This window comes from Sphingomonas nostoxanthinifaciens (genome assembly GCF_019930585.1).
GTDB classification, from domain to species: Bacteria; Pseudomonadota; Alphaproteobacteria; order Sphingomonadales; family Sphingomonadaceae; genus Sphingomonas_I; species Sphingomonas_I nostoxanthinifaciens.
In genome coordinates this window covers 2,828,915-2,847,936 of the sequence record NZ_CP082839.1, presented here as the reverse complement: position 1 = coordinate 2,847,936, position 19,022 = coordinate 2,828,915, and the positions used below count along the sequence as shown (strand labels likewise).

Sequence of the window (19,022 nt, the reverse complement as noted above, 5' to 3'; positions counted from 1 at the left end):
GACCGCCCTTGGCGCCGTCCTGTCCCTCGCCGCATGCGCGCAGGCGCCCGCCGCCAAGCCGAAGAGCGCGAGCGCGTCGCCGTCTTCGCCCAAGCTGGCCGCGCCGTGGACGACCGATCCCTATCCCTCGACTTACCATGCCTATCCGGGCGTGCCGACGCTGGTGACCAACGTCACCATCTATGACGGCGAGGGCGGCCGGATCGACAATGGCGCGGTGCTGTTCGCCGACGGCAAGGTGGTGCAGGTCGGCCAATCGATCGCGCCGCCCGCCGGCGCGACCGTGATCGACGGCCATGGCAAGTGGGTGACTCCCGGCATCATCGACGTGCACAGCCACATGGGCGACTATCCCGCGCCAGGCGTGCAGGCAAATAGCGACGGCAACGAAGCGACCGCGCCGACCACGCCCGAAGTGTGGGCCGAACATAGCGTGTGGCCGCAGGATCCGCAGTTCAGCCGCGCGCTGATGAATGGCGGCGTCACCACGCTGCAGATCCTGCCCGGCTCGGCCAATCTTATGGGCGGCCGCTCGGTGATCGTGAAGAACGTCTATGCGCGCACCGAGCAGGGGATGAAGTTCCCCGGCGCGCCCTATGGCCTCAAGATGGCGTGCGGCGAGAACCCGAAGCGCGTCTACGGCTCGAAGGGGCGCGAGCCCTCGACCCGGATGGGCAATATCGCCGTCGATCGCATGACGTGGGCCAAGGCGACCGAATATAAGCGGCGCTGGGAAAAGTATGAGAAAGACGGCGGCGAGCCGCCGACGCGCGATATTGCGATGGATACGCTCGCCGGCGTGCTCGACGGCAAGATCCTCGTCCAGAACCATTGCTACCGCGCCGACGAGATGGCCATCGTGATGGATATGTCGAAGGAGTTCGGCTATCACGTCTCGGCCTTCCACCACGGCGTGGAGAGCTACAAGATCGCCGATTTGCTGAAGGCGAACAACGTCTGCGCCGCCGTCTGGGCCGATTGGTACGGCTTCAAGATGGAAGCCTATGACGGCATCCCCGAGAACCTCGCGCTGCTGCAGAAGGCCGGCACCTGCGCGATGATCCACTCGGACGATCCCAACGGCGTCCAGCATCTCAACCAGGAAGTGGCGAAGGCACAGGCCGCGGGCCGACGCGCCGGCATCGCCATTCCGGACGAGGTGGCGTGGGAATGGCTCGCGATCAATCCGGCCAAGGCGATCGGCCTTTCCGACCGGATCGGCAGCCTCAAGCCGGGCAAGATGGCCGACGTGGTGCTGTGGAACGGCAATCCGCTGTCGGTCTACAGCCGGCCCGACATGGTGTGGATCGACGGCGCGCTGATGTACGATGCCAAGGATCCAAAGCGGCGACCCGTGTCCGATTTCGAGCTGGGCCAGCCGGGCGAAGGAGACGTGAAGTGAAGCGCCTCCTCCTCTCCGCCGCCGCGCTGATCGCGGCGCCCGCCTTCGCCGAGACGGTCGCCTTCACTGGCGGCACGGTCGCGGTGGGCGACGGCTCGGCACCGATCCCCGGCGGCACGGTCGTGATCCGCGACGGGCGCGTCGTCGCCGCCGGCGCGGGCGTCGCGGTGCCAGCGGGCGCGCGCGTGGTCGATGCCACCGGCAAGTGGGTGTCGGCCGGCATCGTCGCCAGCTTCAACACCGAAGGCCTCTACAATGGCGAGGATATCGGCGAGGGCAACGACACCTCGGCGCGCACTTCGCCTTTCCACGCCGCGATCGACGTGTCGGTGGCGATCAACCCGATGACGCAGGCGATCCCGGTCGATCGCGCGAGCGGTGTCACGCGCGCGATCGTCGCGCCCGATGCGACCGGCTCGATCTTCGCCGGGCAGGGCGCGGTGATCGATCTCGGTGCCGATCCGATGCCGGTCACCCGTGCGCGCGCCTTCCAGTTCGTCGAACTGGGCGAGGCGGAGGAACGCCGTGGCGAGACCCGGCCAGGCCGCTATGCGCAGCTCCACGATGCGCTGGCCGAGGCGCGTGACTTTCAGCACAGCCCGGCGACGTTCGACGGACGCGGCAAGGACGCACTGCTCACCCGCGCCGACGCCGCGGCATTGCTGCCGGTGATCGACGGGCGGATGCCGCTGGTGGTGCATGTCGAGCGTGCGAGCGACATTCTGCAGGTGCTCGACCTGAAGCGGCAATATCCCGCGCTCAAGCTCGTCCTGTTTGGCGTGAGCGAGGGCTGGATGGTCGCGCCGCAGATCGCCGCCGCGCACGTTCCGGTCGTCACCGCCGCGCTGGCCAACCTGCCCGCCTCGTTCGAGGCGCTGGCCGCGACCGAGTCCAATGCCGGCCGGCTGGAGCAGGCGGGCGTGCCCGTCAGCATTTCGACCGTCGACGTGGCGAGCGAGGGCGGCCAGCGACTGCTCAAGCAATATGCCGGCAATCTGGTGGCGATCACCAAGGTGCCGGGGATGACCGGGCTCGACTGGGGCCATGCCTTCGCCACGATCACTTCGGGCCCGGCGGCGGCGCTCGGCATGGATGGCGAGATCGGCTCGCTCCGCGCCGGCCGTCGCGCCGACGTGGTGGTGTGGGACGGCGATCCGCTGGAGCTGTCGTCGGCGCCGGTGGCGGTGTTCATTGACGGCGTGCAGCAGCCGCTCACCAGCCGCCAGACGCGCCTGCGCGACCGCTACCTCAACCCGACCGAGGGCGCCCTTCCCAAGGCGTATGATCGGTAGGGGCGTAGGCTTGCGTTAACGCGCACGTGCTAAGGCTGCGGGAAGATTGGATTTACCCCCGTTCGTCCTGAGGAGCCACTGAGCGAAGTCGAAGTGGCGTCTCGAAGGGAATGTGGTTCGAGACGAGGCTTCGACTTCGATGCATGGCATCGAAGCTTGTCCTGACCGGCTGGCCTGCCAGCCAGCCGAAGGGCTCAGCCTCTCCTCACCACGAACGGGACGTAATCGCGCAAGGGGGAGATGGAAGATGCATATCGCCTATCTCACCAACCAATATCCCGCGGTCAGCCATAGCTTCATCCGGCGCGAGATTGCGGCGATGGAGGCGCTCGGCCACCGCATCGATCGCTATTCGGTGCGCGGCCCCGGCGGCGGTCTCGGTGCGGAAGACCAGGCCGAGGTCGCGCGCACCACGCCCATCCTCGCGCAGGGCGCCGCGGCGCTGCTGCGCGCGATGCTGGCCGAACTGGTAACCCGACCGGCGACATGGTTCGCGGCGCTGCGCCTGACGCTCGGGATGCACAAGGCGGCGGGGCGGGGGCTGGTGCCGCATCTGGCCTATCTCGCCGAGGCATGCTGGCTGGCCCGCGCGCTGCGGGCGAGCGGGGCCGAGCATGTTCATGTTCATTTCGGCACGAACCCTGCGGCGGTCGCGCGCATCGCGCGCCGGCTGGGTGCGCCGCCCTATAGCTTCACCGTGCACGGGCCCGACGAGTTCGATCGCCCGCAGGAGTTGGATCTCGCCGGCAAGGTGGCCGACGCCAAGGCGGCGGTGGCGATCAGCAGCTACGGGCGTGGCCAGCTGATGCGCTGGAGCGCGCTGGCCGACTGGCCCAAGATCGGCGTGGCGCGCTGCGGGATCGACGCCTCGTTCCGCGAGGTGGACGACGTTCCGTCGGCGCCCGGCATTCCCGGCTTCGTCGCGGTCGCGCGACTCGCGCCGCAGAAGGGCCTGCCGCTCCTGATCGAGGCGGCCGGGCGGCTCGCCCGCGACGGACGCGACTTCACGCTTACGTTGGTCGGCGACGGCCCGCTCCGCGCCGAACTGACGGCGCAGGCCGCGCGGCTCGGTTTGTCGGATCGGGTGGTGTTCGCCGGGATCTGCGATGGGGCAGGGGTGCGCCGTCACTTGCTCGCCGCGCGTGCGTTCGTGCTGCCGAGCTTTGCCGAGGGATTGCCGGTGGTCATCATGGAAGCGCTCGCGCTGCGCCGCCCGGTGGTGGTGAGCGCCATCGCCGGCACGCCCGAACTGGTCGACCATGAGTGCGGCTGGCTGGTGCCGGCCGGCTCGGTCGAGGCGCTGGCGGATGCGATGGCCGCGGTGCTCGATGCCGATCCGGCGCAACTCGCAGCGATGGGCGAAGAGGGGCGCGCCCGCGTGCTGGCCCAGCACGACGCCGCCGCCAATGCGCGCGCGCTGACCGCGCTGATCGCGGCATGATGCTGCTGGCATTCCTCGCCTGGGTGATCGCGCTGGTTCAGCTCGCCAGCGCACTGCCTTTCCTGATCGAGACCGGCATGGGGCTGCTGCCTGGCCGGCGGCGATCGACAAGCCCCGCGTCGCTCGCAACCGCGATCCTCGTGCCGGCGCATGACGAGGCGGCGCACATCGCCGCCATTCTGGCAGGCATCCAGGCGGCGATACCGTCGGGCACGCGCCTGCTGGTCGTGGCCGACAATTGCACCGACGCGACCGCGGCCGTCGCCCGTACCACCGGCGCCGAGGTGATCGAGCGCAACGATCCGGCGCGGCGCGGCAAGGGCTATGCGCTCGCCTTCGGCCGCGATCATCTCGCGGAGGACCCGCCGCAGGCGGTGGTGGTGATCGATGCCGACTGTGTGCCCGAGCCGGACGCGGTGGCGGCGATCGCAGCCGAAGCCGTCGCGCGGACGCGGCCGATCCAGTCACGCTACCTGCTGCGGCCGGTGCCGGGCGCGTTGGCGATGGTGCAGGTCTCGAACTTTGCCTTCGTCGTGAAGAATCTGGTGCGGCAGCGCGGCCTCGCTCGGCTCGGCCTGCCCGCGCCGCTGACCGGCACCGGTATGGCCTTTCCGTGGAGCCTGTTCCGCGATGCGCCGCTCGCCACCGCCGATCGGGTCGAGGATCTGGCGCTGGGCATCCATTTCGCGCGCATCGGCCATCCACCGCTGTTCGCCGCCGACGCGCTCGTATGGAGCGATCCCGCCGCGCGCGCCGCGACGCTCGGCCAGCGCAGCCGCTGGGAAGGGGGCTTCCTGGCGACGGCCCGCGCGCTCGGCCCGACCTTGCTGGGCGAGGGCCTGCGCCGAGGACGGATGGGTCTCTTCTGGCTGGGTCTCCACGTGATGACGCCGCCGCTGGCGCTGCTGGTGATGGCGAACCTCGCATTGCTCGTCCTCGTGCTGATCCTCGCGGTACTCGGTGCCGGCGCGGGTGCGCTGGTCCTGTCCGCCGCGATCCTCGTCGCGCTCGGGCTGGTCGTGCTGCTCGCCTGGGCGATCGAGGGGCGGCCGTGGCTGAAGGCGCGCAGCCTCGCGCTGCTGCCTTTCTACCTGCTGTGGAAGATCCCGATGTATGCACGGCTGCTGCTCGGCCGTGGCCCGTCGGGCTGGAATCGCACCGAACGCACCGGCTGACGCGCCCCGCTTGCTTTTACGTCCCCGCGCGCCGATTCTGTGCGGGACAAGGAGACGCCTGCGCATGGCACGCAAATATTTCGGCACCGATGGCATTCGCGGCCGCACCAACGAACGGCCGATGACCGCCGAGATCGCGATGAAGGTCGGTCAGGCGGCCGGCGCGCATTTCCATCGCGGCAAGCATCGCCATCGCGCGCTGATCGGCAAGGATACGCGCCTGTCGGGCTATATGATGGAAAGCGCGCTGACCGCGGGCTTCACCTCGGTCGGCATGGATGTTGTGCTGGTCGGGCCGATGCCGACGCCGGCGGTGGCAATGCTCACCCGCTCGATGCGCGCCGATCTCGGCGTGATGATCTCCGCCAGCCACAATCCCTTCGCCGACAACGGCATCAAATTGTTCGGGCCGGACGGCTACAAATTGTCCGACGACGACGAATTGAAGATCGAGGCAGCGATCGAGGGCACGCCGCAGCTCGCCACCTCCGAATGCATCGGCCGCGCGCGGCGCGTGGCGGATGCGCAGGGGCGCTACGTCCACGCGGTCAAGTCGAGCTTTCCCGAGCATCTGCGGCTGGCCGGCTTGCGCGTCGTGGTCGATTGCGCGAACGGCGCGGCCTATCAGGTCGCGCCCGCGGCCTTGTGGGAATTGGGTGCCGAGGTGATCCCGCTCGGCGTCGCGCCCAACGGCACCAACATCAACGAACGCTGCGGCTCGACCGACCCCAGCGCACTGCAAGCTAAGGTGGTCGAGACGCGCGCCGACATCGGCATCGCGCTCGACGGCGACGCCGATCGGCTGATCGTGGTCGACGACAAGGGCCAGATCGTCGACGGGGACCAGTTGATGGCGTTGATCGCCTCGGCGGCCGCGCGCGACGGCACGCTGAAGGGCGACGGCGTGGTCGCGACGATCATGTCGAACCTCGGGCTCGAGCGGTTCCTGTGGGGGCAGGGGATCGCGCTCCATCGCACGCCCGTGGGCGACCGCCACGTGGTCGAGGCGATGCGCGCCGGCGGCTACAATGTCGGCGGCGAGCAATCGGGCCATATCGTGCTGGCCGATCACGCCACCACCGGCGACGGGCTGATCGCCGCGCTGCAGGTGCTGGCCGAACTGGTGCAGAGCGGGCAGCCTGCGCATCGTCTGCTCAAGCAGTTCGATCCGCTGCCGCAATTGCTCAAGAATGTGCGCTTCGCCGGCGGCCAGCCGCTCGACGACGACAAGGTCAAGGCGACGATCGCAGCCGCCGAGCAGGAACTTGGCGGCACCGGTCGCCTCGTCATCCGCAAATCGGGTACCGAGCCGCTGATCCGCGTGATGGCCGAGGGCGAGGATGAGGCGCTCGTCGGCCAGGTGGTCGACCGCATCTGCGAGGCGGTCAGGAAGGCGGCATGATCGCGCGCGGCCGGCTCCACGCCGCGGTCCGCGTCGGCGGCTTTGCGGCTTTGGGTTCGTTGCTCACCACCGTCCTGCGCGGCCGTGCGACCGATCGGGTCGACATGCTGATTGGCGCGGTCACCGTGTGGGCGATCGTCACGGTGCTGTGGCTGCTGGTCGAGATGCTGTCGGCCCGACGGGGATGATCCCGCGCATCCTGGCGATCGCCGGATCGGATTCGGGCGGTGGCGCCGGCATCCAGGCCGACATCAAGACGATCACGATGCTGGGTGGCCACGCCATGACGGCGGTGACCGCGCTGACCGCGCAGAATACGCTGGGCGTCGACGCGATCATGCCGGTGCCGGCGGCGATGGTGACCGCGCAGATCGACGCGGTTGTACGCGACATCGGCGTCGATGCGATCAAGATCGGCATGATCGGCTCGGCCGAGATCGCCGAGGCGGTGGCGGGGGCGTTGCCCGACGTCGCGATCGTGCTCGATCCGGTGATGGTCGCCTCCAGCGGCGCCATGCTCGCCGACGGCGCAACGATCGCGATGCTCGAACGGTTGATGGTGCGTGCGACGTTGCTCACGCCGAACCTGCCCGAGCTTGCCGCGCTGACCGGCCGCGACATCGACGGCGTGGGCGCAGTCGAGGCAGCGGCGCATGCACTGGCGGATCGATTGGGCGTCGCGGTCTTGGCGAAGGGTGGGCATGGCGATGGACCCGAACTGGTCGACCTGCTCGTCGCGCCGGACGGCGTCACGCGCTGGCGGTCCGAGCGGATCGACACGCGCCACAGTCACGGCACCGGCTGCACGCTCTCCAGCGCGATCGCGACCGGGCTGGGAGGGGGGATGCCGCTGGTCGAGGCGATTGGACGCGCGCGCGATTACGTCCGCGCGGCGCTGCGGGCCGCGCCGGGGCTCGGCGGCGGTCACGGCCCGCTCGGCCATGGGCTGGGCCGGGCTCACTTCTCCTAGTTTCGGTCAGCCCGGTTGGCATTCGTCATCCCAGCGGAAGCTGGGATCCCCGGAAATTTGCGCGGCCGACCCGATCGGGAGATGCCAGCCTGCGCTGGCATGACGGATGGGGGTTAAGTGAGGGTGTCTCAGTCGAGCTTGCGGCAAGCGGGCCATTTGACCGAGACGAGATAGGCGCAGCTTGATACCTGCACCGTGCCGTCGGGGCCGATGAAGGCGCCGAAATCGGTGGTGCCGCAGCGTGCGACCCACATCTCCATATTCTTGTACGGGCCCTGATAGGCCGCCTTGCTGACGCTCTGGCACTTCTCGCCCGAATCGAGGATCGCGCGGCGCAGGCTGCCGCGCCGCTGCAGATCGGTCAGCGCGGCGAGGCGGTCGCTATAATTCTTCGCCAGGTTGCTCTGCACCTGCGCGGGCAGCGGCGTGGCCGCGAGCGTCAGGCTGGCGGCGGCGAGCAAGGTGAGGGTGCGTGTCATCGGCTCATTCTCCCGCAATCAGGCTGAACCGGGCCTTAGAGCGTGCGCGCCATCGGCGGAAGCGGCCGGCCGGCGCAAATGCGCGCGATACGCTCGTCGCAGCCGGAAGAAGCGCGGTCGGCAGCCGCTCAGGCATCGTCGCTGCTGCGCTGCGGCCCGCTGGGCTGGCGCGGTTGACCGTTCCGCCTGCCAACGCCATAGCGGCGCCACGGCAATGGATTTCTGCCGGGCGCTCGCGCCGAACCGCCCTCGCAAGGGCCGATGATTCCTACCAGGCACCGCAAGGCAGCAAGGAGGAATGGTGCGCGCGACATTTCACAATCTGTTCGATACGCTCGATGTGGTCGGCTTTCTTAAGAAGCGGCACGATCACGCGATCTCCGTTCTTCGCTGGGCGTTGCTGCTCGTGCCGATGGCGTCGGCAGTGGGGACGCTCTGCGCGGCCTTTCTGTGGAGCCTGGATTTCGCGACCAGGGCTCGGTTCGATCATCCGTGGCTGCTTTTCCTGCTGCCCGTCGGCGGCGCCGCGGTGGGATTGCTCTATCGGGCGTTCGGTACGTCGGTGGAGGGCGGCAATAACCTCATCGTCGAGCAGATTCATGAGCCGGGCGGCGGCGTTCCGCTCCGCATGGCGCCGCTGATCTTTTTGGGAACCGTCGTCACCCACCTTTTCGGCGGATCGGCTGGCCGCGAGGGGACCGCCGTCCAGCTTGGCGGAAGCCTTGCCAGCGCAGTTGCGATCCGCTTCCGGCTCGATGCCCAAAGCGCGCGGGCGCTGCTGATGGCGGGGATCGCCGCAGGGTTTGGTGGCGTATTCGGAACGCCGCTGGCGGGTGCCATCTTCGCGCTCGAAGTGATCGCGGTCGGGCGGGTCGAATATCGCGCGTTGCTGCCATGCCTCGTCGCCGGCGTCGTCGGCGACTGGACCTGCCACGCCTGGGGCATTCATCACACGATTTATCGCATCGGCTTCGTGCCCGATCCGGCGGCGGGCCTGATCATGGCGCCGCTACTGCTCGGCAAGGCCGCGATTGCTGGCGTGCTGTTCGGTCTCGTCGGTCTCGCCTTCGCGGAAGCCAATCATGCGCTCGGCGGATGGCTGAAGCGCATGGTTCCGTACGGCCCCGCAAGGCCGGTCATCGGCGGCCTTGCGGTCATCGCGATGGTGTATCTGTTCGGGACGCGCGCTTATCTCGGCCTTGGTGTCTGGTCGGCGATCCCCGGCGATCCGACGATCGCCGGCTTCTTTGCCGGCCCGATCGACCCGTGGAGCTGGCTGCTCAAGATTCTCTTCACCGTCGTCACGCTGTCGGCTGGCTTCAAGGGGGGCGAAGTGACGCCGCTCTTCTTCATCGGCGCGGCGCTTGGAAACGCGCTGAGCGGACTGCTCCACGCTCCCGTCGATCTGTTCGCCGGGCTCGGCTTCGTTGCCGTCTTTGCGGGTGCCGCCAACACGCCGCTGGCCTGTACGATGATGGGTATCGAACTGTTCGGAGCGGCCGACGCGGTGCCGATCGCGGTGGCCTGCTTCACCGCCTACATCTGCTCGGGCCATAACGGCATCTATCTGTCGCAGCGCATCGCGATCCCGAAAAGTGGGCATGGATCGGTGCCGTCGGACGTGACGCTTCGCGATGTACGCGCAGCGAGGCTGGCCGATCGTTGATGCGTTCTTCTCTCGTCCCTCCATCTCAGCCGGGAACGCTGCTCATGACCTACGCCCACACTATCGCGCTGCCGGAAACCGGCATGATCATGCCCCCCAGGCTTGCGGGGCATTGCCGGATCGAACCGATCGGCCGGCGCTGCAACAAGCTAGTGCCGGACGGATCGGCGGGGGAGATGGGATGAGCAGGCGGCGGACCGGTCCGATGGCCCTCATCCCCTCCGCGCCGTGGCTCGCTTGGGCTCTGCTGTCCGCGACGTTCGCCGCCATGACCGCGATCTTCGCCAAGGTCGGGGTGGAAGGGATCGATTCCGATCTCGCCACCTTCTTTCGCACGATCGTCATCATCGCCGTTCTCGGCGTGCTGCTGGCAGCGACCGGAAAGTTTCGGCCCGTCGGCAATATCAGCCCGCGATCCTGGTTGTTCCTGGCCCTGTCGGGGCTTGCCACCGGCGCGTCCTGGCTCTGCTATTTCCGCGCCCTCAAGGTCGGCGATGCCGCTCGCGTCGCGCCGATCGACAAGCTCAGCGTCGTGATCGTCGCAATCATTGCGGTCACGGTGCTGGGCGAGCATCTGTCGCTGCGTGGCTGGCTGGGGATCGTCCTGATCGGCGGCGGCGCCGTGCTGGTGGCCATGGCCTGATCCCCTCCCTCGATCAGCTCGCCGTGCGGGACTTCATTCGCGCGATCGCCGCATCGATCGAATTGAGCATGCGCTGATAGGCATCGCCCTCGGCGTCGTGCTGCCGTCCGATCTGATCGCGTGCAGCCTGCATCGCGTGGATGATCCGAATGTTGATCGCCACAGGATCGCCGCACAAAGCGATCCGGCTCCAATCGCGCTCACCGGCCGAGATGGGCGTGCCGCGCGCCGCACAACTCGACGCCATCTGCGCGCGGGTCCGGGTCAGCGAAGCGCTGACCATCTGACGAATTTCGCTATCCGCGGGCGCATAAATCACGGTCCGGCGGGACGCCGCCGACGCGGCCGCCTGTCGCTCGGCTGCACGTGCCTGCCGCTCGGCGATGCGCGACTGTGCTCGGGCATAGCGCTCGGCGTCACGCGATTGCGTTCGCGCATATCGTTCGGCGATCCGGCTTTTCGCGCGGGCGACGCGCTCGGCAGTCCGTGCCTGCATTTCCGCGGCGCGCACGGCGCGGTCGGTTATGGCGACCGGTGGCATGATCGGCCTTGGCGGCGGGGTAAAACGAGCAATGGGATTTGGAAGAGCGGGTGCTGCCGGTGGTGCCGGTCGCTCGACGGGGGCGACATTGTCTGCCGGGATCGGCGCGAGCGGCACCGCGTCCGCCGTGTCCGGCGGCGCGACCGCGCGGGCTGCCTGTGGCTCGACTGCGGCGCTGCTGCCGGTGGCCGTCAACACCAGGCCGCTGCCGATCGCGGTCAACGCCAATGCACCTCCGAACAAGCGGCGTTGCCAGGACAGGCGACCTTGCTTGATCATCTTCAGCCTCCTCTTGATCCCTTGCGCGCGGTTGAAGGCGCAGGCGGCGGCAGGCGCTCTGCCGATAGTCGATTTCACGAGCGCTGCACCGTAATCATAGGCATCGCCGGGTTCGGACGAGCCGAGCACGGTGGCGTCGCAGGCCATCTCCTGATCGGCGCGGAAGGCGCGATGGGCGATGTGGGCGAGGGGGTTCCACCAGTGGACCGCGACGGTCGCGATCGCCAAGACGTTGGCGACCAGATCGTGCCGGTCGTGGTGCGCGGCCTCGTGCAGCAGCGCCTGGCGGCGCTCGGCCGAACTGTAGCGATCGAGGAAGTCGCGCGGCAGGAAGATCCGGCGGTGCAGCAGCCCTGACGCGATCGGCCCCTCGACATTGTCGCTCGAATAGACGTCGACGCCCGAGATGGTCGACAAGTGGGTCGCGCGCGCAAGCGCCTTCCTCACGAACAGTCCGTAGCGAAGGATCTGGAAGGCGAACCACAACACCGCCACGGCCGCCCACAATGCGATCAGCAGGCTCGGCCAGTCGATGCTCGGCGGGGCCTGTCGGATCGCATCGGCCAGATCGGGCGGGAGCACGAAGGGATCGGCGACCGCGCCGGGCGGTGCGATACCGACGCGGATCGCCTGCACCGGCGCCGCCACCAATACCGGCTGGTAGAGCGTGCGCAGGCCCGGGATCGGCGGCAAGACGATGCGCAGCGCCGGCAGCAGCCAAAGCGCATAAGCGACGTGCGCCCCGAACAGGCTGGCGACGAGGCGGCGGCTGCCCAGCACCAGCAGCATGAGCAGGCTCGAGGAAACGAGCATGTCGACGATCCAGGCATTCATTGGCGCAGCTCCCTCAACAGGGCTTCCAACTCGGATATGTCTTTCTCACTCAGCGCCTGCCGCTCGGCGAGATGGGCGACCAGCGGCGCAGCGCGACCCCCGAACAGCCGGTCGACCAGCCGCCGCGATTCACTCTCGACATAATCGGCGCGGGCGACAGCCGGCCGGTAAAGGTAGCGGCGGCCGTCTTCTTCGTGCGACAGCGCGCCCTTGGCGAGCAGGCGGCCGAGCATCGTCTTGACGGTGCGGTCGCTCCAGCCGCGCGCCGGATCGATCCGCCCGGCCACGTCCGCGGCCGTCAGCGGAGCATCGGCCCACAAGACTTCCATGACGACATGCTCGCCATCGCTGATCCGCTCGGCCAAATCCCGACTCCGATTACAGCCGTAGTCATATCGACCACAAATGTAGTCGTCAATAGGGCGACGGTCGGAGAAGGGCGGGTGGCGTCAAGGCCTGCCCCGGAGTGGCGCCGATGCCGACGCAGGCCCAATTCGCCGCGTGCAGACATTGAAACCTGCTTGGCGCAGGGGCTCGTGGTCAACGCCGCAGGACGATCCGGTCGGCCTCGGGTTGGGCATGGATGCCAAAGTCGACCCGCAACGCCTTCAGGAACTCGGAGGGATCGTTGGCGAGGAAGCGGCCGCCGAGCCGCACCGTCGCGATATCGGCGCTGCCCAGCTCCAGCGGTGTGGGCAGGTAACGGTTGAATTCCGCCACGGCGACGTCGAGCGGTTCGCCGGCGAACAGCAATTCGCCGTTCTGCCAGGCCGCCAGCGCTTCCAGTTCGCTGTCGGAAACGGGACGCATCTGCTCGCCCTGCGCGGACAGGCGCACCTTCTGGCGCTGGCGGATCATCTGATGGCGTGGCTCCAGCATGTCCGCCTCGCCGGCAATGGTCACGAGATCGAGCGCCTGCGCCCCGTGCAGGCGCACGTTGAAGCGCCCCCCGCTTAGTCGAAATTGCGACGCATCGGCGTGCAGCAGGCAAGGCGGGGCGCCGGCGTCGCACAAGACGGAGACCTCGCCGCGCTCCAGTTCCACCTCGATGCCGCCGTCCTTGTTCCACCAGCGCAACTGGCTGGCGGTGTTGAGATCGAGCGCGATGCGCGGATGCACGTAGAAACGGCGTCGTTCGCCGACCGCTGTCTCGACGGTGTTCGCGGCCGCCTGGGTGGCGACGAACACGCCCCCGCCGGCCGCGAGAGTGGCAGCCGTGGCCGCCGCAGCCAGTGCGCCGCGGCGAGAGGGACGCCGGTCCTCGGTGGGCGCCGACGGCTCAGCATCAGCCTGGAGGCGTCCAAGCTTGTCGAGATCGCGCCAGACCCGATCGACGCGGATGAACGCCAGCGCATGCGCCGTATCGACGGCGCGCCAGCGTTCGAAGGCCGCGCGATCGGCCCGGCCGGAATCGAGCGCGGTGAGCCAGGCCGCGGCCTGCTCCTCGATCTCGTCCTGCTGCTTGGTCGAACTATCCAACACCGCGTGCTCGCACCAAAATTGCCAGGCCAATGTATCTGATGATTAGACCAGCGAAGACCGCCATGTCATGGCGCGATTTATCGTCGATCACGCCTCGCGGCGGTCGGCTTCATCCCTGGGAATATCGGGCAGCGCCGCCGTCGCCACCGGTTCGCGCAGCGCACGCACCAGCAGGAACATGCCGCGCGACAGATGCTTCTCTACCGTCGACAGGCTCAACCCAAGTCGCTTGGCGATTTCGCGCGGCGGCAATTCCTCGAACTTGCGCAGCAGGACGACGCGGCGACTGGCGGGGGGCAGGCGATTGATCGCCGCCATCACGCGCCGCATCTCGTCGCGCCCGGCGCAGACCGCGAAACTGTCGGGCGCGAGATCGGGGTGATCGAGTTCTTCAAGGGCCGCGAACTGGCGAATGGGCACGATCTGCGCGCGCCGCATGCGCTGCAGCGCCAGGTTGCGGATCATGCGTGCAGCGTAGGCGGCGGGTGTGCCGATATGATCCCATGCCGAAAGCTGGAGCAACTGCGTATAGGCTTCGTGGACGAGATCGCGGGCCTCGTCGTCGTTGCCCGACCAGCGGCGCGCCTGGCGCAGGAGATCCGCTTCGTGCGGGAGGATGGACGATGCGAACCATGCATCGATCGGTCGGAGCCAGGACATGGTAAAGGGCGGGCCTGCTTCAGGGTCTTGCCCGTGCCTATGAGCGGTTTGATACGCGGCGATGACAGATGCGCGACAGTATGACCATTTTCGCGGATGATCTCCCCCGCACGGATCGGTGTGCGGGGGAGAGAAAGCTCAGCCGCGCGTGTTCGGCCTGAAGACGAGACCGAACCACACCGTCCGGCCGACCGGATAGCGCGTCTGCAACAGCCCGCGATGCGGCCCGAGATGTGCTTCGAACGACGTGTTGGTCAGGTTCTGTACTTCGCTGGTGACCTCCAGCCACGGCTTGATGCGATAGCTTGCCTGCAGGTCGATCTGATCGCGCTCGTCCGCCCAGATGTCGCGCCAGCTATAGTTCGAGTCGACCGAGACCGGCGACGCGCCGATCCGGTTGAAGGCGATCCGCGCGCTGATCGGGCCACCGACATAGAAGAGCGAGGCGTTGTAGATGTGGTCCGGCTGGTTGATGAGCGCGCCGACCCGCCGCGTCACCAGCGTTCCCGCCGAATTGAGCGACGAGAAGTCGAAATGGCCGTCGAGCCATGTCGCGTTGATCGAAACGCCCAGGTTGCGGAGCGGACCGGGCAGGAAATCCAGTTTGTCCTTGATCAGCTGGATTTCGGCGCCCTTCACGCCGGCCTTCGATCCGTTGACGGGCTGGGTGATCATCGCGGCATAGGTCACGCCGTTATAGACGCCGGATCCGATCGTCGACTTGGTGAAGATCTCGTCGCGTATGTTCTTGAGGAACAGCCCGGCCGAAAACAGGCTGCCCGGCGCGAAATACCATTCGTAGGAAACGTCGTAATTCCACGACTGGCGCGGCTTGAGATCGGGATTGCCCTGGCTGATCGTGAGCGGGGTCGCCGAATTGGACGTATCCAGCGTCATGGTCGTGGTCGCGCCATATTGGCCATAATCCGGACGTCCGATCGTCTTGCTGACGCTGCCGCGCAGCTTCATCCGCTCGGTGACGTTCCAGATCGCCAGCGCCGAGGGCAGCGGGTAGGCGTAATTCTTGTTCCGCTGGGTCAGCGGATAGGTGGTGACGCCGCTGGCCGTCGTCCGCGTATAATTGTCGACCGAGACGTCGGTGGTGTCGTAGCGCAGGCCGGCCTGCACGTAGACGGCGTCGCTGCGCCAGTTGACCTGGCCGTAGCCCGCCGTGATCGATTCCCGCAGGCGATAATAAGCCGCGTAGATATCGGCAGTATGATCGACCGAGCGGAACCACTCGGGGTGGTTCATCAGCACCGCATTGGCCTTGCCGGCGTCGATCAGGTAGAAGGGGAGGCCCGGTGCGGTCAGCGGATTCAATACCGTCGCCTGCGAATATTGATCGAGATTGCCGATCAGCAGCGCCGATGCCGGGTTTGCCGCATACCATTCATGATTGTCGGCTCGGCTCAGGACGTTGGTGAGCGTCCGGCTGAAGCCGATATCGGCGCCGAAGCCGCGATCCTCCGCGCCATTGTTCCAGGCAAGTTCGCCGTGGGCCGCGCGGACCTTGTTATCGATGTTGTAGACGATGTGGCGCCAGTAACGCGGCTGGTAATTGTTGGCGATGCTGGCGGCCGCCTGATCGTTGAGCGTGATCGTCGGCTGGCCGCCGGTCACCGAATAGCTGTAGCCATATTGCGGCAGGTTGGTGGTGCTGCCGGTGACCTCGTTCATGCCGGTGTTCCATTTGTACATCCAGCGGTCTTGATTGTAGTGCGCGTTGGAGTCCGAGAGACCGGCGGAAAGCTTCAGCCTGTCGGTGAGATCGTAATGCGCATTGCCGTTGATCAGCCAGGTGCGGCGCGATTCCGGCTGGGTGACCAGCCCGAACTGATAGTTGGCGGTCTTTAGGGCGCCGGTGTCGGGGGTGGCGCCGGGGGTGTAGGCTGCGGCCGGCAGTCCCAGCGCCTCGTAGCGATCCTCGGCCGACGTTTCGTGATAATAGCCGCCGAACAGCGAGATGCCGAAGCGGTCGCTCGGACGATATTCGAGCTTGGCGTTGACGCTGTAGCGTTCGCGCCGCTCGACGAACGCGTAATCCTGCACGCGAACCGGCACGGCGACGCCGGTCGAGTTCGGAATGTCGCCGGTCTGGGCGCCGGCGGCCGTGTAATAGGTCCAGCCCGCGCCGCCAGTGTCGCCCGGCAGCGTCGCGCGCGCCGAATTGTCGAGCCGCTGATATTCGCCCGACAGCACGAAGCCGAACTGCTTGTCCGCGCCGAACAGCACGGCGCCGGTCCCGCTGGCGCGGATATTGGCGCGCGCATCGGGCACGACCTTGCCGGTCTGCGAGGTCCAGCCGCCCAACGCCTGTGCCGTGAAGTAATTGCCGGTATCGAAGGCACTCTTGGTGACGAGGTTGAGCTGGCCGCCGAGTGCGTGCGGATCATATTGCGCGGTCACCGTCTTGATGACCTGGATCTCGCTGACCAGCGATGCCGGAAGCACGGCGAGCTGCGCGCCGCGGTAGCTGCTGTCGGCGCTGGCGATCTGCGCACCGTCGACGGTGACGAGGTTGTAGCGGCTGTCGAGGCCGCGGATGGTGACATATTGGTAATTGTCGTGGCCGCGGCTGGAATCGCGATCGGACACGACCGAGATGCCGGGAATGCGCCGCGCCGCCTCGACGATGTTGACGTCGGGCAACTGGGCCACGTCGTCCTGGCTGACGGCGTCGATGATCTGGTTGGTGTTGCGCTTCGACTCAAGTGCTCGCCGGTTGGCGAGGCGCAGGCCGGTGACGAGGATGTCGTTTCCCGCTTCTGCCGGCTCCGTGCCCGTCGCGGCTCCCTGGATCAGCAGGATATGCTCGTCGGTCAGTTCGCCGATTGTCAGCGCGGTGCCCGCGATCAGGCGCCGGACGGCGTCGGCCGCCGGCATCGTGCCCTTCAGCGGCGCGACGCGATGCCCGGCCACGCGATCGAAGGGGAACGAGATCTGCATCCCGCTCTGGCGGCCGACTTCGTTGAGCGCGCCGGCAAGATCCGCGGATTGAATATCGAAGGCCACCGCGCGCGTCGCGGCACGCGCCGGTTCCGCCGAAACGACGGCCGTCGGCAGAGCGGACGCGCTCGCAAGCAAGAGAATTAAGGCTGAACGATAGCGCATGAACGTGCCCCCACATTGCGTGCTGCGGTATTCCGCATCGTCCGTCCGATGTTCGGCGCGCCGAAAACCGCCATGTCGCGGCCGCTCTTTTGCGTCGGGCGGCAGCACCGCGGTCAGGGCTCGGTTATGAAGGTGTGTTGATGATACAATACACGCGTGCTAGCGCGAGATCGTGTTGGCCAAGACCCGATCCGTATGCGTGCCGCGCCGCCGCGCCGGGCGTTTCATTCCTGCCTGCGCGACCGGATTTCTGCTGCTGGCGTCCAGTCTCGCCGCCGCGCAGGATTACCGCCCGTCATTTCGCCCCGAGACATTGAAGGGGCCGGTCGCCGGCATGCCCAACGAGGTGCTCGTGCTTGGCACGGCGCACCTGTCCAGCCTGCCCGAGCGCCCGTCGTCGGCGATGCTGGCGCCTTTGCTCGATCGTCTCGCGTCGTGGCGCCCGGCGGCGATCGCCACCGAGGACGTCTCCGGCCTGCAATGCGACAGCATGCGGCGCTATCCGTCGCGTTACGCCGATACGGTGCAGGTCTATTGCCCCGATCCCACGCCGGCATCGCGCGCCACCGGGCTCGACGTGCCCACCGCCAATGCCAAGGCCGAGCGGTTACTCGCCGCGTGGCCGACCGCGCCGACACCGGCGCAGCGGCGGCATCTCGCGGCGATCTTGCTTGCGGCAGGCGAGCGCGGTTCCGCGCTGGTCCAGTGGCTCCGGCTGCCGCTCTCCGAACGACGCGCGGGCGATGGCCTGGACGACGCGCTCGTTGCTGCGCTCGACCGGTTCAAGGACCGGCCGAACGAGACGAGCCTCGTCGCGGCGGTGGTCGCCGCGCGACTGGGACTGGAGCGGCTGTGGAGCGTGGACGATCATTCGGCCGACACCGCCGACGATTCCGATCCCGCCCAGCGGCAGGCGGCGGCCGATGCGATGAAGCGCGCGTGGGACAATCCCGCGACGCACGCCCGTACGTCGGAGCAGGCGCAACTGGAAAAGCGCATGACGCTGCCCGGCGGCATTCTCGCGCTCTATCGGGCGGACAATGCGCCCGATGCGCCCTTGCTGGCCTATCGGTCGGATTTCGGCGCGGCAATGGCGGACGCTTCGCCGCAGCGTTTCGGCCGGCAATATCTGGGCTATTGGGAGACGCGCAACCTGCGGATGGTGGCGAACATCCGCGACGTGCTCGGGCGCTATCCCGGCACGCGCCTGCTGGCGATCGTCGGCGCGTCGCACAAGGGCTATTACGAGGCCTATCTCGACCAGATGCACGACGTCCGGCTGGTCGATGCCAACGCCGTGCTGGCCGACGCGCCCGTGCCTACCCGACCAGCAGCGGCTCGGAAATGACGGCCAACCGCTCGGCCAACGCCGGAACCTCCGACAGATATCGCTGATAATGCGGCGAACTCCGATGCGCCGCGACGGCATCGTCATCAGCGTAAAGCTCGTCCAGCACGTAGCGGCACGGATCGCTCCGATCGCGCCAGACATTCCAGCCCATATTGCCCGGCTCGGCGCGACAATGCGGCGCCATATCCTCGAGCAATCGGTACAGATGGTCGGTCGTAGCGGCCCGAGCGGTCAGGATCGCGGTGATTTTGACGTGCGGCACGCGCAAGCCCCCTTTTGATCGGCGAAAGA

At 67.7% G+C, this 19,022-nt stretch carries 18 protein-coding genes and 1 riboswitch; of the genes, 11 read left to right on the top strand and 7 right to left on the bottom strand.

The annotated features are described in order from the left end of the window. Window positions 1–19 precede the first annotated feature (19 nt). The 7 genes from K8P63_RS13355 (at window position 20) to thiD (ending at window position 7,682) form a co-directional block, all read left to right on the top strand. A complete protein-coding gene (locus tag K8P63_RS13355) occupies window positions 20–1,402 on the top strand; it encodes an amidohydrolase (RefSeq protein ID WP_398288903.1) in 1,383 nt (460 codons plus the stop codon). Next, the gene (locus tag K8P63_RS13350; protein ID WP_223796516.1) at window positions 1,399–2,694 is read left to right on the top strand and encodes an amidohydrolase family protein; all 1,296 of its coding nucleotides are present in this window, start codon (window positions 1,399–1,401) and stop codon (window positions 2,692–2,694) included. The genes K8P63_RS13355 and K8P63_RS13350 overlap by 4 nt, the downstream gene beginning before the upstream one ends. 247 nt (window positions 2,695–2,941) lie before the next feature. Next, window positions 2,942–4,135, top strand: a complete 1,194-nt coding sequence (locus K8P63_RS13345; RefSeq protein ID WP_223796515.1) for a glycosyltransferase family 4 protein — start codon at window positions 2,942–2,944, stop codon at window positions 4,133–4,135. After that, window positions 4,135–5,310 (top strand): glycosyltransferase family 2 protein, encoded by a 1,176-nt coding sequence (locus K8P63_RS13340; RefSeq protein WP_223796514.1) that lies wholly within the window; start codon window positions 4,135–4,137, stop codon window positions 5,308–5,310. Before K8P63_RS13345 ends, K8P63_RS13340 begins: the two co-directional genes overlap by 1 nt. Window positions 5,311–5,374: 64 nt before the next feature. Then, entirely contained in the window at window positions 5,375–6,712 is a 1,338-nt protein-coding gene (glmM, locus tag K8P63_RS13335) for a phosphoglucosamine mutase (protein ID WP_223796513.1), read from the top strand. Continuing rightward, window positions 6,709–6,900 (top strand): hypothetical protein, encoded by a 192-nt coding sequence (locus K8P63_RS13330; protein WP_223796512.1) that lies wholly within the window; start codon window positions 6,709–6,711, stop codon window positions 6,898–6,900. The genes glmM and K8P63_RS13330 overlap by 4 nt, the downstream gene beginning before the upstream one ends. After that, window positions 6,897–7,682: a bifunctional hydroxymethylpyrimidine kinase/phosphomethylpyrimidine kinase gene (gene thiD / locus K8P63_RS13325; protein ID WP_223796511.1), complete on the top strand. Its 786-nt coding sequence runs from the start codon at window positions 6,897–6,899 to the stop codon at window positions 7,680–7,682. Before K8P63_RS13330 ends, thiD begins: the two co-directional genes overlap by 4 nt. 128 nt (window positions 7,683–7,810) lie before the next feature. Here thiD and K8P63_RS13320 read toward each other — a convergent pair whose 3' ends face one another. Further along, the gene (locus tag K8P63_RS13320; protein ID WP_223796510.1) at window positions 7,811–8,161 is read right to left on the bottom strand and encodes a hypothetical protein; all 351 of its coding nucleotides are present in this window, start codon (window positions 8,159–8,161) and stop codon (window positions 7,811–7,813) included. Between the two features lie 201 nt (window positions 8,162–8,362). After that, a riboswitch (Fluoride riboswitch) is annotated at window positions 8,363–8,439 on the top strand. 23 nt (window positions 8,440–8,462) lie between these two features. On the opposite strand from K8P63_RS13320, the gene K8P63_RS13315 reads away from it, so the two are divergent. From K8P63_RS13315 to K8P63_RS13305, 3 genes are all read left to right on the top strand, one after another. Further along, a complete protein-coding gene (locus K8P63_RS13315) occupies window positions 8,463–9,827 on the top strand; it encodes a voltage-gated chloride channel family protein (RefSeq protein ID WP_223796509.1) in 1,365 nt (454 codons plus the stop codon). Window positions 9,828–9,871: 44 nt separating this feature from the next. Beyond that, window positions 9,872–10,012, top strand: coding sequence for a hypothetical protein (locus K8P63_RS13310; RefSeq protein WP_223799930.1), 141 nt, complete (start codon window positions 9,872–9,874; stop codon window positions 10,010–10,012). Window positions 10,013–10,095: 83 nt separating this feature from the next. Next, entirely contained in the window at window positions 10,096–10,470 is a 375-nt protein-coding gene (locus tag K8P63_RS13305) for an EamA family transporter (RefSeq protein ID WP_317629312.1), read from the top strand. 13 nt (window positions 10,471–10,483) lie between these two features. On the opposite strand, the gene K8P63_RS13300 is transcribed toward K8P63_RS13305, so the two are convergent. The 5 genes from K8P63_RS13300 to K8P63_RS13280 all read right to left on the bottom strand — a co-directional run bounded on the left by K8P63_RS13300 (window position 10,484) and on the right by K8P63_RS13280 (window position 17,281). Then, window positions 10,484–12,124, bottom strand: a complete 1,641-nt coding sequence (locus K8P63_RS13300) for a M56 family metallopeptidase (RefSeq protein ID WP_223796508.1) — start codon at window positions 12,122–12,124, stop codon at window positions 10,484–10,486. After that, window positions 12,121–12,489, bottom strand: coding sequence for a BlaI/MecI/CopY family transcriptional regulator (locus K8P63_RS13295; RefSeq protein ID WP_223796507.1), 369 nt, complete (start codon window positions 12,487–12,489; stop codon window positions 12,121–12,123). The genes K8P63_RS13300 and K8P63_RS13295 overlap by 4 nt, the downstream gene beginning before the upstream one ends. Before the next feature lie 175 nt (window positions 12,490–12,664). Beyond that, window positions 12,665–13,603, bottom strand: coding sequence for a FecR family protein (locus K8P63_RS13290; protein ID WP_223796506.1), 939 nt, complete (start codon window positions 13,601–13,603; stop codon window positions 12,665–12,667). A gap of 90 nt (window positions 13,604–13,693) precedes the next feature. Continuing rightward, on the bottom strand, window positions 13,694–14,266 hold the full coding sequence (locus K8P63_RS13285) for an RNA polymerase sigma factor (RefSeq protein ID WP_223796505.1): 573 nt from the start codon (window positions 14,264–14,266) through the stop codon (window positions 13,694–13,696). 138 nt (window positions 14,267–14,404) lie between these two features. Next, window positions 14,405–17,281 (bottom strand): TonB-dependent receptor, encoded by a 2,877-nt coding sequence (locus tag K8P63_RS13280; RefSeq protein WP_223796504.1) that lies wholly within the window; start codon window positions 17,279–17,281, stop codon window positions 14,405–14,407. A gap of 274 nt (window positions 17,282–17,555) precedes the next feature. Here K8P63_RS13280 and K8P63_RS13275 point away from each other — a divergent pair, with 274 nt between their 5' ends. Beyond that, window positions 17,556–18,728: a DUF5694 domain-containing protein gene (locus K8P63_RS13275; RefSeq protein WP_317629311.1), complete on the top strand. Its 1,173-nt coding sequence runs from the start codon at window positions 17,556–17,558 to the stop codon at window positions 18,726–18,728. On the opposite strand, the gene K8P63_RS13270 is transcribed toward K8P63_RS13275, so the two are convergent. Then, window positions 18,700–18,993, bottom strand: a complete 294-nt coding sequence (locus K8P63_RS13270; RefSeq protein WP_223796503.1) for a putative quinol monooxygenase — start codon at window positions 18,991–18,993, stop codon at window positions 18,700–18,702. The two genes, K8P63_RS13275 and K8P63_RS13270, sit on opposite strands and share 29 nt — an antisense overlap. Window positions 18,994–19,022 lie beyond the last annotated feature (29 nt).